General features: G+C 39.9%; 13 protein-coding genes. 6 read left to right on the top strand and 7 right to left on the bottom strand.

What is annotated here, in order from left to right; genetic code table 11:
• Window positions 1-5: 5 nt before the first annotated feature.
• The 4 genes from IRY55_RS10645 to IRY55_RS10630 are packed head-to-tail and all read right to left on the bottom strand — an operon-like array spanning window position 6 to window position 4,635.
• Entirely contained in the window at window positions 6-1,487 is a 1,482-nt protein-coding gene (locus tag IRY55_RS10645) for a Na+/H+ antiporter subunit D (protein ID WP_194563305.1), read from the bottom strand.
• Window positions 1,480-1,821 carry a Na(+)/H(+) antiporter subunit C gene (locus tag IRY55_RS10640; protein WP_194563304.1) on the bottom strand — a complete coding sequence of 114 codons (342 nt, stop codon included), beginning with the start codon at window positions 1,819-1,821 and terminating at the stop codon, window positions 1,480-1,482. The genes IRY55_RS10645 and IRY55_RS10640 overlap by 8 nt, the downstream gene beginning before the upstream one ends.
• On the bottom strand, window positions 1,821-2,243 hold the full coding sequence (locus tag IRY55_RS10635; RefSeq protein WP_194563303.1) for a Na(+)/H(+) antiporter subunit B: 423 nt from the start codon (window positions 2,241-2,243) through the stop codon (window positions 1,821-1,823). Before IRY55_RS10635 ends, IRY55_RS10640 begins: the two co-directional genes overlap by 1 nt.
• Complete coding sequence (locus tag IRY55_RS10630) at window positions 2,230-4,635, bottom strand: Na+/H+ antiporter subunit A (RefSeq protein ID WP_194563302.1); 2,406 nt, start codon at window positions 4,633-4,635, stop codon at window positions 2,230-2,232. Before IRY55_RS10630 ends, IRY55_RS10635 begins: the two co-directional genes overlap by 14 nt.
• Before the next feature lie 156 nt (window positions 4,636-4,791).
• On the opposite strand from IRY55_RS10630, the gene IRY55_RS10625 reads away from it, so the two are divergent.
• The gene (locus tag IRY55_RS10625; RefSeq protein ID WP_194563301.1) at window positions 4,792-5,364 is read left to right on the top strand and encodes a DUF5366 family protein; all 573 of its coding nucleotides are present in this window, start codon (window positions 4,792-4,794) and stop codon (window positions 5,362-5,364) included.
• A gap of 38 nt (window positions 5,365-5,402) precedes the next feature.
• Here IRY55_RS10625 and IRY55_RS10620 read toward each other — a convergent pair whose 3' ends face one another.
• Both IRY55_RS10620 and IRY55_RS10615 read right to left on the bottom strand, forming a co-directional pair.
• Window positions 5,403-7,268, bottom strand: coding sequence for a transglycosylase domain-containing protein (locus tag IRY55_RS10620; protein WP_194563300.1), 1,866 nt, complete (start codon window positions 7,266-7,268; stop codon window positions 5,403-5,405).
• A gap of 121 nt (window positions 7,269-7,389) precedes the next feature.
• Window positions 7,390-8,583 (bottom strand): MFS transporter, encoded by a 1,194-nt coding sequence (locus IRY55_RS10615; RefSeq protein WP_213086708.1) that lies wholly within the window; start codon window positions 8,581-8,583, stop codon window positions 7,390-7,392.
• A gap of 303 nt (window positions 8,584-8,886) precedes the next feature.
• Here IRY55_RS10615 and IRY55_RS10610 point away from each other — a divergent pair, with 303 nt between their 5' ends.
• Both IRY55_RS10610 and IRY55_RS10605 read left to right on the top strand, forming a co-directional pair.
• Complete coding sequence (locus tag IRY55_RS10610; RefSeq protein ID WP_194563447.1) at window positions 8,887-9,474, top strand: peptidylprolyl isomerase; 588 nt, start codon at window positions 8,887-8,889, stop codon at window positions 9,472-9,474.
• Window positions 9,475-9,500: 26 nt separating this feature from the next.
• The gene (locus tag IRY55_RS10605) at window positions 9,501-9,713 is read left to right on the top strand and encodes a hypothetical protein (protein WP_194563446.1); all 213 of its coding nucleotides are present in this window, start codon (window positions 9,501-9,503) and stop codon (window positions 9,711-9,713) included.
• Window positions 9,714-9,761: 48 nt separating this feature from the next.
• Here the strand turns inward: IRY55_RS10605 and IRY55_RS10600 are convergent, their stop codons facing one another.
• Window positions 9,762-10,943, bottom strand: coding sequence for a MalY/PatB family protein (locus tag IRY55_RS10600; RefSeq protein WP_194563298.1), 1,182 nt, complete (start codon window positions 10,941-10,943; stop codon window positions 9,762-9,764).
• Between the two features lie 225 nt (window positions 10,944-11,168).
• On the opposite strand from IRY55_RS10600, the gene yugI reads away from it, so the two are divergent.
• The 3 genes from yugI to IRY55_RS10585 all read left to right on the top strand — a co-directional run bounded on the left by yugI (window position 11,169) and on the right by IRY55_RS10585 (window position 13,960).
• On the top strand, window positions 11,169-11,555 hold the full coding sequence (gene yugI / locus IRY55_RS10595) for a S1 domain-containing post-transcriptional regulator GSP13 (RefSeq protein ID WP_194563297.1): 387 nt from the start codon (window positions 11,169-11,171) through the stop codon (window positions 11,553-11,555).
• A 138-nt stretch (window positions 11,556-11,693) separates the two neighbouring features.
• The gene (locus tag IRY55_RS10590) at window positions 11,694-12,938 is read left to right on the top strand and encodes a Glu/Leu/Phe/Val family dehydrogenase (protein WP_194563445.1); all 1,245 of its coding nucleotides are present in this window, start codon (window positions 11,694-11,696) and stop codon (window positions 12,936-12,938) included.
• Window positions 12,939-13,051: 113 nt separating this feature from the next.
• Window positions 13,052-13,960 (top strand): DMT family transporter, encoded by a 909-nt coding sequence (locus IRY55_RS10585; RefSeq protein ID WP_194563296.1) that lies wholly within the window; start codon window positions 13,052-13,054, stop codon window positions 13,958-13,960.
• Window positions 13,961-14,141 lie beyond the last annotated feature (181 nt).

The raw sequence follows: 14,141 nt of genomic DNA, 5'->3' as shown, positions 1-14,141 counted from the left end.
GTTCATCACTCCTTAAATACCGCATCAATGTATAATGATGGGTCTAATAATACGTCTTTTGAATCTGTAATCAATGGCATGAACCATTCAGTTCCAACTCCGTAGACGACAGACAAGATGACGAGCAATGTCGTCGGAATCATCATCTTTTTATATTGCATTCGGTTGATAGGCTTCGTCTCTTTCGGTTCTCCCCAAAACGCATATAAGAAAATACGAATGACAGAGAGCAATACGACTAAGCTTGATAACAGTACCGCAATCGCTCCAATCCAATGTCCAGCATTGAACGAACCTTGAACGATGAGAAGCTTTCCGATAAATCCACTAAGAGGTGGAATTCCAGCAAGTCCAAATGCAGCGATTAAGTAAACCCAACCGAGCCCTGGATATTGTTTCATCAATCCGCTAATTTCTCGTAAATTGCTCGTACCTGTGACGAATATGATGATACCAATTAAGAGGAAGAGCGCTGCTTTAATAAGCATATCGTGCACAATGTAGTACACGCTTCCTGCCATTGCGAAATCATCCATCAAAGATACGCCATATAAAATGACCCCAACCGCGATGACGATGTTGTAAATAATGATTTGTTTTAAGTCGAAGTAAGCGAGTGCTCCGATACATCCGACAACGATTGTTAAAAGAGATAATCCCATTAACCACATGTGTGTGTATCCCACATCATGGACGAAGAAGAGCGTATACGTACGTGTGATGGAGTATATGCCGACTTTCGTAAGTAAAGCACCGAATAGTGTCAAGATAGGAATCGGTGGTGCAGCGTAAGCGCTAGGCAACCAGAAGTACAATGGGAAAATCGCACCTTTAATTCCAAAGACGATTAAAAATAAAATTCCAATCACTGTAATAATTCCAGGTTGATCGACTTCTGCAATCTTCACTGAAATATCCGCCATATTTAATGTTCCGACGATGGAGTATAAATAAGCGACCGTAATGACGAAGAGTGCAGATGATACGACGTTTACCAACATATATTTAATCGATTCACGAAGTTGACGTTTCTCTCCGCCAAGGACGATTAAAACGTAACTTGCCATGAGAAGCACTTCGAAGAATACGAACATGTTGAAAATATCGCCCGTTGTAAATGCACCATTAATTCCTGTAATCATGAATAAAATGGCAGGGTAGTAATAGTTGCGTTCTCGTCCTTCATCAATTGCATAGAAGCTATAGATGACGACGAAAAATGTGACGATTAATGTCGTCGTGACGAGCAAAGCAGAGAAGGCGTCTGACACCATAGAAATTCCATATGGTGCCGCCCAGCTTCCTAAGTTGACTGTCTGAATTCCGTCCGTATGGACGATGTACGCTAAGAAAATGGAGCTAACGAGACTGAGCGCGAGTCCAAGAGAAACGAGAATTCGTTGGACGATAATATTTTCTTTAAAGAACAATAAGACAATCGCAAAGAAGAACGGGATGAGAATCGGAAATAATACGATATTAGTCATGTTCATCATTTCCTCTCAATGCATTCATATTGTCAGTTTTATGGACCGCATATAAACGGTAAGACAGCACTAACATGAATGCTGTCACTCCAAAGCTAATGACGATCGCTGTTAAAATGAGCGCTTGTGGAAGCGGGTCAGCGAAGTCTGTCACACCATCTGCAATAACAGGTGGTGATTCTCCACCGAGTCCGCCCATCGTTAAGATGAGCAAGTGAGCCCCGTGACTGAGCAGTCCCGTTCCTAAAATGATTTTTAAAAGAGAGCGCGATAAGATTAAGTAGACCGCTGCTGTGAAAAGTACGCCTACTAAAATAGCTGTGAGCAGTTCCATTACGTATCGCCTCCAATCGTTTGAATCATCGTCATCGCCGCTCCGACGACGACTAAATATACACCTAAATCAAAGAGCATAGCCGTATGCAATGACGTTTCACCGAAGAGTGGTAAGTTGAAATCATCGAAAGCATGTGTGAAAAATGGCAAGTCAACAAATAGTGGCCAACTTGCCGTTAAAATCGCGAGCAATAGTCCGACAGCAACGACTTTCATAAAGTCGAAAGGCAATGCTTTTTGAACTGTTTTTAAATCGAAGGCGAGCAATAATAAAATGAGCGCCCCTGTCGTTAATAATCCTCCAACGAATCCTCCACCAGGTGTGTAATGACCTGCGAAGAAAATGTGGATGGAGAAAATGAAGATGATGAAGAAAACGACTTTCGTAGTTGTCTGTAAAATGACATCATTTGTTTTCATCTGCATGATCTCCTTTCAAACGTAGACGAATCATCGTGAATACACCGATTGCTGCAATCGATAAGACCGCGATTTCGAACAATGTATCAAAGCCACGATAGTCGACTAAAATAACGTTTACGATATTTCCCCCACCTGCTAATGTGTCGACCGTATCTTTATAATACTGCGAGATAGAAGGGATGAGCTTCGTCGAATGAGAAGCGAGTGCGACAAGAGTAATGGTAATTCCGACTCCTGCTGCAATGATTCCATTGACGATTTTATTTTGTTTCGTTTCCCCGTGGGTATTCATTTGTGGCAAACGTTGGAATGCCAATAAGAATAGCGCGACAGAAACTGTTTCAATGACGAGCTGAGTGAGCGCTAAGTCTGGCGCTTTAAACATGACGAAAAATAGTGCGATCGAATATCCGCTTGCTCCGAGCGCGATAAACGCTGCAATACGTGATTTTGCCAATAAGACGAAACTGATCGCTAACAGTAAAATCATCGCATTTAAAATCGCGAAAATCGACACAGGTGTTACGGAAGATAAATCAAACGCAAATGCGCTTTTCGCAAAGACAGCGATTAATGTAATGATCGAGAATGACGCGAAAATGTATAAGAAATATGTGCGCGTCACACCTGTCATATAAGCGCGTGAAATTTTATTCATACCGACTTCGCTAAAGTTCATCATCGCATCGTAGAAACGATTGAGCGATAAGTAGCTCGGCTGAATACCGTAATACGGTTGCCATTTGTCCAAAGTTTTATACATGAGGAATCCGATGACGACGACTCCGACTGTTAACCAAAGTGCGGGTGCATCGAACCCGTGCCAAGCTTGAATTTTAATCGTTACATCTTGTGGCACTGCATATAAATGTGGTTGGAGTGCTGCGACAGCAGGCTTAATAATCCAATCACTAAACTTGTTCGGGATGAAGAAGATGACGACGACAAATGCCGCTAAAATAATCGGTGAAATGAGCATGCCAAATGGTGGCTCTTTCGGTGAAGCGGGCAGTTGTTCGACATCGCCTTTTTTCACGAATGTGTAGAAGACGAAATAGAAGCTGTAAATAAATGTGAAAACGCTCGCAACCCAAGCGATGACAGGGAATAAAATACCCCACGTATCAAATTGGAACAATTCGAAATGACGAATTGCAAGCATCGCATCTAAAAACATCTCTTTACTTAAGAAACCGTTAAATGGTGGAAGACCTGCCATCGAGAATGAACCGATGGCCGCTACAGTGAATGTAATCGGCATAATGCTCATCAATCCACCTAATTTGCGAATATCTCGAGTTCCTGCTTCATGGTCAACAATCCCTGCAATCATGAACAAGCTTCCTTTAAAGGTAGCATGGTTCAATAAATGGAAGATCGCTGCGAAACCGGCAATTGCAAAAATAGGTTCAGCAGAATGTACAGACATTCCACTCGCCCCGAGCAACGACATAATTAAACCGAGTTGACTCACAGTAGAGAAGGCGAGAATCGCTTTGAGGTCGGTTTGTTTGACCGCAAAGAAAGAGCCCCAGAACAATGTGAATAACCCGATTCCTGTCACGATCCAAATCCAAACGCTCGATGTTGCAAATAAAGGGGTGAAACGCGCAACGAGATAAAGACCTGCTTTAACCATCGTCGCAGAGTGTAAATATGCACTGACTGGAGTCGGTGCTTCCATCGCATCTGGTAACCAGATGTAGAATGGAAATTGTGCAGATTTCGTGAATGCTCCTAATAAAATGAGGAGTAAAGCTAAAATAAATAATGGATGATCCGCAACTTGTGAGCTGTTGGCAATCATCTCCCGGATAGAATAACTGCCTGCTGCTAAGCTTAAAATTGCAAAGCCTCCAAGCATCATTAAACCACCGAATACCGTAATCATCATCGATTTCAAAGCTCCGAATCGTGATGCATCTTTCGTATACCAATATCCGATTAAAAGGAATGAAGAAATCGATGTTAATTCCCAAAATAAATAGAGTGAAATGACGTTATCCGATTGAACAACACCGAGCATCGCACTCATGAAAAGTAACAAGTACACATAGAAGTGACCTAATTTTTCCTTTGATTGATCTAAATAATAAATCGAATAGAGGACGACGAGCGACCCAATTCCAGTAATTAATAAACTAAACAGTAAGCTTAGTCCATCAATGTATGAATAAAATTCAATTCCGAGCGATGGAATCCAACTGAAAGACGACTCGATTACGAATCCTTCCATAGATGTTGGAATAAGCATCGCATAAATGATAAAAAGCACGAATGGAACGGCTAAAACGAACCAACCGGTATGTATGCGCTTTACTAAACGGAACAATAACGGGACGAATAAAGCTGCAATCATCGGAACGAAGATAAAGAAAACATAATCCACGAAATAATCCTCCTTTCGAAATAAAAAAGCATGTACTACCAACAAAGTATAGCGCAAAATAAAAAACTTTGCATTGTCTAAAATAGAGCAACTCTTGCTAAAAATGAGTTCTTTCCTATATATTAGAGAGGTTAAAAAATATTTTTGAGGTGCCGTATGAAAAATCCTTATATTTTTGGCTATTTACCGTTTGTAAACATCGTTTTATTTAGCTTGACGTTCGGTGTTTACGCGGTTAGTTTCGTCGTTGAACAATTTAAACAAATCGGTCTATATGAAGGGCTATTAGAATTTTTTTCAGATATTCAAATTCGCTTACTATTTTTAATCGTTTTCGCTGTTTTATTTTTTATGATTTTTTCTGCTTTGAAATTAATTGCAGAGACGATTCATGAGACAGCGATGCTCTTTTTCGCGAAAGAGGTAGATCCTTCACTCTACCGAAAAGTGAAGAGCGGTAACTTAATTTACTTTTTAGGTGCTTTAATTTCCGTAGCATCGATTCAATCATTACTTGGACTTATCATTATTTTTATAGCTTCTACATTATTCTATTTTAATTTTTTAATGTATCAGTTGAGTAAACAAACAAAATTTATCCATTTAATCGGTCTTATTTTTTTTGAGATTATCGTTTGGGCAACGCTTCTATCCGTTGTCGCCTACGCTTTATTGAAATTGTATAATGGGATTATGGAAGCTATCCCACTCGTTACGACAGAACAATAAAAGAGAAGGCCCTCGCTTTAGCGAAAGCCTTCTCTTTTTCAATGTCCATCATAAGGATTGAGTAAATATGAGAGCGCGCGATGATGTAATTTAGCTGAACTGTAAGCTTCGATGCTTTTATTCTCATCGTTACCGAGCCAAATTGCTGCGGTGTATTGATCATTTAATCCTGCAATCCAAAGGTCTTTATAATAATCTGTCGTACCTGTTTTGGCGCCTGTATAGTTTGTCGAATAAGTTAAACCTTGCGCCGTCCCGTTAAGTACAGTGCTTTGTAGCAACTGGCGCATCGTATTCACAGTGCGCTCATTCCATACCTCAATGGAATCGACAGGTCGTTGATATAGGACGTCGCCTAAGCTCGTTTTTAAAGAACGAATTGTAGTCGGTTCTAAATAATATCCATCGATAAAACTAGAGTAGCCTTTTGCAATTTCAAGCGGGGTAAAACCTTTCGTAAAACCGCCAAGCGCTGCCGCATACGTGTGGTCTTGTTCGGTAATATGTTCAAAATTGAATGGTTCAAGTGAATCAAAAGCACGTTCTAAACCGACTCGTTGTAGTGAGCGAACGGCTGCAGTATTGTAACTATAGCGAAATGCTTGGTCTAATGTCGTCATACCATATGTCACTCGTCCGATATTTTTAGGACAGTATTGATGAATGCAAATATTGCTACTATCAATTAAAGATTGAGGTGTGTAGCGTTGTTGTTCAAGCAAAGGAGCGTAAACGAGCAACGGTTTAATCGCAGATCCTGGTTGTCGAACCGCTTGATATGCCCGATGAAAACCTGCTTTCTCATACTGTTGTCCCGCATACAATGCAATGATTTCTCTCGTGTCATTCGAGACTACAGCTCCTCCCATTTGAAGGATGGGATATGGTGAGAGCAATTGATCGAGATTCATTTCAATTTGATTTTGTTTTTGTACAGCGAGCGCTGTTTCAATGATGAGTCCATCTTGTAATAGTTGATGATATTCGTTTTGGAATTCTTGCCAAATTATATTTTTTTCATCTATTGATGCATGGTGCAGTCGCTCCTCATACCCAAGTTGTCTCATTAAAATTCGCTGTGCTTCTGACATGACGTAATCAGAGTACATCGGGAAACGGTCTACTTTTTGTTTCACCTTTAAATGAATCGGTAGTCCTTTGAACATTTCTGCTTCTTCTTTTGTAATGACGCCTTCACGGGCAACGAGATCAAGCAATCTCTCTTGTCGTGTTTTTGTTCTGTCAAAATGACGTAATGGATCATAGAAGGAAGGATTATTCGGAATCGCCGCTAAAAATGCAATCTCGGCTTCATTCAATTCAGCGAATGGCCGGCTGAAGTAATAGGTTGCCGCGGCGCCCAATCCGTATACGCGATTAGCAAAATACATTTCGTTTAAATACATTTCTAAAATTTCATCTTTAGAAAATTGTTTCTCTAACTCTGCAGAGAAAAGAAGCTCTTTAAATTTTCTTTCATATGTTTTTTCAGTCGTTAAAAATCGCATGCGTACAAGTTGTTGCGTAATCGTTGAAGCACCTTGTTGAATGTCGTCACTTACACTATTCATCGCAAAAGCTCGAATAATCGCTGCGATATCATAGCCTTTATGTGTATAGAAGGCGCGATCCTCACTTTGTAAAAAAATCTGTTGAGCGAAGTGAGAAAATTGATGAAGTGCCAATGGCTCGCGCCATTCTACATACACTTCTGAAAACGTCTGCCCATCACTATTAAGCAAAGTAACAGGTAAGGTGAGTAGCGGTTCTTCAATAACGATTGAATCTTGAACACGCTGTTTATATTCAGTGGCATAATACCACTCTGCTACGATTCCTCTTTGAGCTAAAAAGAGAAATGGAATCGCTAAAAGAGCGATTGAAAAGCCGACCCATTGCTTCATGCAAGCAGCCTCCTTGATTCAAAACATAATAGTAAAAGAATAGCATACTTTGAGGGGAGGAGCACCGCTAAAAAAGTAAAAAAACTCCACACCTACATAAATAGGAATGGAGCTACATACTTTATGTTTGTTGTTCTTTCAATAAATAATCCTCAAAGTCAATCGTTTTTCGTTTACGCGCTAAAAACAACAGAATGAACGCTACTACGAAGAGGGACGCCGTAACTAAAAATACAGCCGAAATTCCGATGATTCCGCTAATGATTCCACCGAACATCGGCCCGATAATATTTCCAAGGAAACGGAAGCTCGTATTGTAGCCCATAACCTCCCCTTGAATTTCAATCGGGGCTTCTCGGCGTACAAGTGCTGTCGTTACAGGAATCATTCCACCTACAACAATCCCAAACAATAAGCGGCATAAAATTAATTGCCAAAGGCTCGTGACGAATGCTTGAGGGAAAATAAAGAGTGCGGAAAATATGAGCAGAATCGTCAACACTTTTTCATACCCGATAGAATCCCCGAGTTTCCCCCATTGTCTGGCGAATAATAAGTTCCCAAGTCCTGCCGCACTAAAGGTTAAACCTGCTAAGAATGCAACTTCTTGTGCCCCTGTTAATTCTGCTACATAAAGAGAAAGTAAAGGCTGTATGCTAAAGTTTCCGATTTGGATTAACGATGTGACAAGCATGACATTCAACATGAGAGGATGATGTAAAATTCCATGTAAAATTGTTTTTCGTGAAAATTGAGCTTTTCTCTTCGTTTTCACTTTTTTCTCTTCTTTAATGCCGAAGAGGACGAGTAAAGCGGCTGTTGCTACAGTAGCAGACGTGATGATAAAGGTGTATTGAAATCCGAAAGTATCTGCAAGAAGACCTCCGAAGACAGGACCGAATAAAGTACCCGCGACGCTTCCCATTTGCATCGTACCGAGCATTTTTCCTGCTTCTTCTTTTTTCACTTGTGAGGAGATGAAAGCGAGAGATGTCGGAACAAATCCTGTCACGACACCATTAAAAAGACGTAAAATGAAGAATGTTTCGACTGAATTGACAAATCCCATTAAGAAGACAGAAAGTGCAATTCCGAAACCGTTGATGAGTAAAATCGGCTTAAAGCCGTACTTGTCTGCGATGCGCCCCCAAATGGGAGACATGATGAACGCAGTGACGAAAGTGGCCCCAAAAATGAGACCTGCCCATTTTTGAATGTATGCATCAGAGTGATCTCCGAATGTTGTAATGTATAAAGATAAAAAAGGCATGATCATCGTCATCGTACCCGCCACTAAAAAGTTGGCGAACCACATAATGATAAAATTCTTTTTTTGCACGTTTTTCACTATAGAAAACCTACTTTCTTTCGCGTGCTCTATTGATTTAAGTATAGGCTACTTCCGTTTGTGAATAAAGTGTCATGCTTTCTTATCGAAATTGTGAGATACTTGTGCTAAAATAATGAAGGTGATAGACGTATGAAGAAATTGAAAATTAGCCTCTTCTTTTTACTCGCTACATTCTTGCTCATCGCATGTTCTGAAGAGAATGAGCCGATTGAGCAAAGTGGAACAAGTAAGCCTACAGAGGGGCAAAGCCAACAGGAGGATTCTATTATGTACCCACAGTTAAACAAAGAAGTAGCAGAAAATGAAGCGCTCGTTGTCATGCACACGAACAAGGGTGACATCAAAATAAAATTATTCAAAGAGGAAACACCGAAAACAGTAGAGAACTTCATTACTCACGCTGAAAACGGTTATTATGACGGTGTTATTTTCCACCGCGTCATCGAAGATTTCATGATTCAAGGGGGCGACCCGGATGGAACAGGAATGGGCGGTGAAAGTATTTACGGTGGTTCATTTGAAGATGAGTTCACGATGAACTTATTTAACTTGCGAGGGGCGCTTTCCATGGCGAATGCTGGTCCGAATACGAACGGTAGCCAATTCTTTATCGTTCAAGCGAGCAAATCACAAGGTTCAGCTGCGCAATTAACAGAAGGTGGATGGCCAGAAGAGATTGCAAAAGCTTATGAAGAAATGGGTGGAACACCACATTTAGACCAACGTCATACGGTATTTGGTCACGTAGTAGAAGGAATGGACGTTGTCGATGATATCGCAGCGGTTAAAAAAGGCCCTGGCGATCGTCCGGAATACGATGTAGTCATCGAATCAATCGACGTCATTCAAAAATAATAAAAGAATAGGAAGTGGTTCAATTGATGCCGTTCCTTTATTTTCCAGAAGATAAGTCGGAATATATTCCGGCTGCTATATCATTTACGATTTTTATGATTTTAATGATTATTACCTATCGTTGGATTCTTAAAATCTCGAAAAAGCAAGAAGCTGAATCGAAAAAAATCGAAGAACGTGTCATGCGTGAACGTGAAGAGAACATGCAACATACTGCTCAACATTCGCACGATAAGTAAAGAAAAGCTCTCAGTAAGATGAATTTCATCTCTCTGGGAGCTTTTTGGTTAGCTTAAAGACAGGAATCCTTTTATGATGCGTGCGACGCCGTCTTCAAGAATTGGCTTCGGAGTTGCAACGTTAATGCGTAAAAATCCTTCTCCTTCTTTTCCATATTTACTACCAGGATCGAGGGCTACTTGCCCTTCATGAAGTAAAGCGTGCATCACTTCTTTTTCTGAAAACCCAGTTTCACGATAGTCGAGCCACATTAAATACGTACTTTCTGGTTTGCGGATTTTTAATTGAGGAACCGCGGTCGTCAATGTATCGATGACGTAGTCGAAGTGCTCATCCAATACGACTTTTAATTCTTCAAGCCACGGACGGCCTTCGCGATAAGCCGCAATCCAAGCGCTTGAAGCGAAAGCGTTCAATTCCATTTGACCGTGGAATTGAGCAGTTTGCTGTAATGCTTTTCGAATTTCTGGATTTGTAACAACCATGGCAGCTGCTTGTACACCTGCTAAGTTAAATGTTTTCGTCGGAGCGACGCAAGTAACTAAGCGATCTTCTTTTGTCGCTAATGTCGCGATTGGAATATGTTGTTGTGAAAAGACAAGGTCTGAATGAATTTCATCCGACAAGACGAAAACATCATGACGACGACAAATGTCGAGCACTTTTTGCAAATCTTCCCGGCTCCATACAACACCGGCAGGATTATGGGGATTACATAAAATAAACATTTTGACATCGTGTTCAACAATCGCTTGTTCGAAATGATCGAAAGCAAAAGTGTATTGCCCATTTTGCTCATGCAAAGGAGAGTAAACGACTTTTCGATTTTGGTTGGTAGGGATATTGAAAAATGGCGGGTAGACAGGAGGAGTCATAATGACTGTATCTCCGGCTTCAGTGAATGTTTCCAAAATCGCAGCGATTGCTGGAATAACCCCGTGTTGGAATAATAAATCCTCCGTTTGGATTGTCCAATCATGACTTAATTTTAACCAATCGACTAATGCGAGCTTACATTCCTCGCACATATAAGAATAACCGAAAATTGGATGTTTCAATCTTTCCTCTAAAGCATGAGTGATTACTTCAGGGATAGCAAAGTCCATATCGGCAATCCACATCGGCAAAATATCGCGTGCGTCATCTAGCTGATAAACCGCTTCCATTTTGCCCCACTTTACGGATCGTGTATTGTGACGATCGTATACTTTTAAAAATTGTTCTCTCATAAATACCTTCAACTCCTTATGCATATTCTGTTTCAGTATAAACGATATGCATATCGAACGATAGATGAAGAAGACAGAATTTTTTATATGAAGAAAAAGATAAATTCACTGAATTATGAAAAATAAACGAAATCATTCAGTCTTTTTTGCGACAAGAGGGTAGCTTTGATATACTTATAATTGAGCATATACACATAGCGGATGAATAATGAGGAGCTGTTCCACATGGCGAAAATTTACAGAGTAGGTGACATCCTCACTGGAAAGGTGACAGGTATCCAGCCGTACGGAGTTTTTATAGCATTAGACGAACAGACTCAAGGACTCGTCCACATTTCAGAAATCACATATGGTTATGTGAAAAATATTGATGATTATGTGAAGGTTGGCGATTATATTCGAGTAAAAGTATCCCATATCGACCGCGATACAGGAAAAATTAGTTTGTCGATCCGTGCGCTCAAAAAAGCACCTGCTCGCCGACGCAAGTATTACCGTTCTACGAAAACATTGCAGGAGCGGGTGAATGAGAGGGACGAGATTGGTTTTCATTCGTTAGCAGAGAAATTAGACGAATGGATTGAACAGTCGGGATTTAAAAACGGGGATTAGCATTACAGAGCTAATCCCCGTTTTTTAATTAACAGGAATGTGGTCAAGCCTAATGAGTAATTAAAACGTTCACTATTTTCGAAAGATTATGTTACAATGAGTGCAACAAATCATTTTACAAAAGAGGCGAATGAACTTATGGGGGAAAACTTTAACTTATTGACATCGACACAAGAGATTATTAAAGAAGCACTTCAGAAATTAGGTTATGACAATGGCATGTATGAATTGCTAAAAGAGCCATTGCGCACTGTAGAAATTAGAATCCCTGTCCGTATGGATGATGGCAAAGTACAAGTGTTTACCGGTTTTCGCGCTCAACATAATGATGCGGTCGGTCCGAATAAAGGTGGAATCCGTTTACACCCGAATGTTACGATTGAAGATGTGAAAGCATTATCGATGTGGATGACATTGAAAGCAGGCGTCATGAATTTACCTTATGGTGGTGGAAAGGGAGCAATCATTTGTGATCCAAGAGAATTATCATTAGGTGAACTAGAGCGTTTAAGTCGCGGTTACGTGCGCGCATTATTTGATTTATTAGGACCGAATCAAGACGTTCCAGCGCCAGACATTTTTACAAATGCGCAAATGATGGCGTGGATGTTAGATGAATACAATTTAATCAATCGCTCTCAGCAACCGGCATTCATTACAGGAAAGCCCGTTGCATTAGGGGGTTCAGAAGGACGCGAACGCGCAACAGCTTCGGGTGTAACCGTTGTCGTAAAAGAAGCAGCTAAAAAACGTAACCTTGATTTACAAGGAGCAACCGTCATCATTCAAGGATTTGGCAACGCAGGTAGTAACTTGGCGAAATTCCTTTCAGATGAAGGAGCGAAAGTGATTGGCATTTCCGATGCACATGGCGCATTGCATGATTCGGAAGGGTTAGATATCGAATACTTATTGGATCGCCGAGACAGTTTCGGTACAGTAACAACACTATTTGATGAAACAATAACAAGTGAAGAGCTTTTACAAATCCCTTGTGATATTTTAATTCCAGCAAGTATGGGGGAGCAAATCTCTTATCAAGATGCTAAGACCCTCGATACAAAAATTATCGTAGAAGTAGCGAATAGTCCATTGTCGGAAGAAGCGAATCGTTTGTTGACGGAAAAAGATGTCTTAATTATACCTGATGTGCTTGCAAGTTCAGGAGGGTTAACCGTTTCTTATTTCGAATGGGTTCAAAATAATTCTGGTTACTATTGGACGGATGAAATGGTAAGAGAGCGTATGTCAGCTAAAATGATTGAAGCTTTCGAAAACATTTACACCGTTGCTGAAAGTCGCCGAATTGATATGAGACTTGCAGCATATATGGTAGGAATTCAAAAAATCGCTGAAGGTTCGAGATTTAGAGGTTGGGCGTAAACGAAAATATATTCGCCTTTCTTATAAAGAAATAATATATTTGTAAAGGGAAGTTCTTTCGCAAAATCCATTGCGGGAGAACTTTTTCTATGGAGAGAGGGCGGGAATTCACAATGAAACCAAAAATGCATCCCTATATTCCGATTGCTATCGGGGTGATCGCGGTAGCGTTATCTGCTATTTTTGTAAAGATGACAACGGCAGATTCAGGTGTTGTCGCGTTTTATCGTATGTTGTTTTCAGTGCTATTAATGTCACCTGTTTTTTTAACACGTTACTTACATGAAGTGAAACTTTTAACAAAGCGGGATTGGATTTTCTCAAGCATTGCAGGATTATTTTTAGCTTTACATTTTGTGTTTTGGTTTGAATCTCTGAATTATACATCCGTTGCTAGCTCTACTGTGCTTGTAACATTACAACCGATTTTCGCTTTTGTGGGCACTTACTTCCTATTTAAAGAGAAAATTTCGATGCAAGCTTTTTTCTCGGCAACATTAGCGATTACAGGGAGCTTTATTATAAGTTGGGGAGACTTCCAAATTGGCGGAACCGCATTATTTGGAGATATCCTTGCTTTACTTGGTTGTGCATTTATTACAATCTATTTGCTTTTTGGGCAAGATGTAAGAAGAAGATTATCGTTAATGACTTATACATTTATCGTATACAGTGTAAGTACAATCGCTTTGTTTTTTTATATTTTAATGAAAGGAGCATCATTCGGCCCGTATTCGTCAAATGAATGGATGTGGTTTTTCTTATTAGCACTCATTCCTAACTTCCTTGGTCATACACTTTTTAACTGGGCTCTAAAGTATGTCAGTACGAATGTAATCTCTGTGGCTATTTTATTTGAACCAGTAGGAGCGTCGATATTAGCTTATTATATATTTAAAGAAACATTAACGACGAGCCAAATAGCAGGGGGAATCGTTGTCATTGCAGGGATTTTATTGTTTGTAGTGGATCTCAAGAAAATAAAATTAAAGTATTTTCAAAAAAGACTTGATTTAAATTAGAGAGATGGTGTATATTAGTTATTGTCTTCTTCGAGAGACGGAAAACAACTTTCGAATAACGAAATAAAAAAATATTAAAAAGTTGTTGACAAATGAATGAAGATGCTGTAAATTAAAGAAGTCGCTAAGAACGACACCATGAACATTGAAAACTGAACAGTAACTTGTTGATGAAATAAAT

Origin of the sequence: Savagea serpentis, from assembly GCF_015351395.1 — a bacterium.
Classification (GTDB): domain Bacteria; phylum Bacillota; class Bacilli; order Bacillales_A; family Planococcaceae; genus Savagea; species Savagea serpentis.
This window is presented reverse-complemented; position numbering and strand designations above follow the sequence as displayed.

Excerpts from the sequence above, each read along its gene's own strand:
- IRY55_RS10645 (WP_194563305.1), bottom strand. The coding sequence starts at position 1,487 with ATGACTAATATCGTATTATTTCCGATTCTCATCCCGTTCTTCTTTGCG.
- IRY55_RS10640 (WP_194563304.1), bottom strand. The coding sequence starts at position 1,821 with ATGGAACTGCTCACAGCTATTTTAGTAGGCGTACTTTTCACAGCAGCG.
- IRY55_RS10635 (WP_194563303.1), bottom strand. The coding sequence starts at position 2,243 with ATGAAAACAAATGATGTCATTTTACAGACAACTACGAAAGTCGTTTTC.
- IRY55_RS10625 (WP_194563301.1), top strand. The coding sequence starts at position 4,792 with ATGAAAAATCCTTATATTTTTGGCTATTTACCGTTTGTAAACATCGTT.
- IRY55_RS10620 (WP_194563300.1), bottom strand. The coding sequence starts at position 7,268 with ATGAAGCAATGGGTCGGCTTTTCAATCGCTCTTTTAGCGATTCCATTT.
- IRY55_RS10615 (WP_213086708.1), bottom strand. The coding sequence starts at position 8,583 with ATGTGGTTCGCCAACTTTTTAGTGGCGGGTACGATGACGATGATCATG.
- IRY55_RS10610 (WP_194563447.1), top strand. The coding sequence starts at position 8,887 with ATGTACCCACAGTTAAACAAAGAAGTAGCAGAAAATGAAGCGCTCGTT.
- IRY55_RS10605 (WP_194563446.1), top strand. The coding sequence starts at position 9,501 with ATGCCGTTCCTTTATTTTCCAGAAGATAAGTCGGAATATATTCCGGCT.
- IRY55_RS10600 (WP_194563298.1), bottom strand. The coding sequence starts at position 10,943 with ATGAGAGAACAATTTTTAAAAGTATACGATCGTCACAATACACGATCC.
- yugI (WP_194563297.1), top strand. The coding sequence starts at position 11,169 with ATGGCGAAAATTTACAGAGTAGGTGACATCCTCACTGGAAAGGTGACA.
- IRY55_RS10590 (WP_194563445.1), top strand. The coding sequence starts at position 11,694 with ATGGGGGAAAACTTTAACTTATTGACATCGACACAAGAGATTATTAAA.
- IRY55_RS10585 (WP_194563296.1), top strand. The coding sequence starts at position 13,052 with ATGAAACCAAAAATGCATCCCTATATTCCGATTGCTATCGGGGTGATC.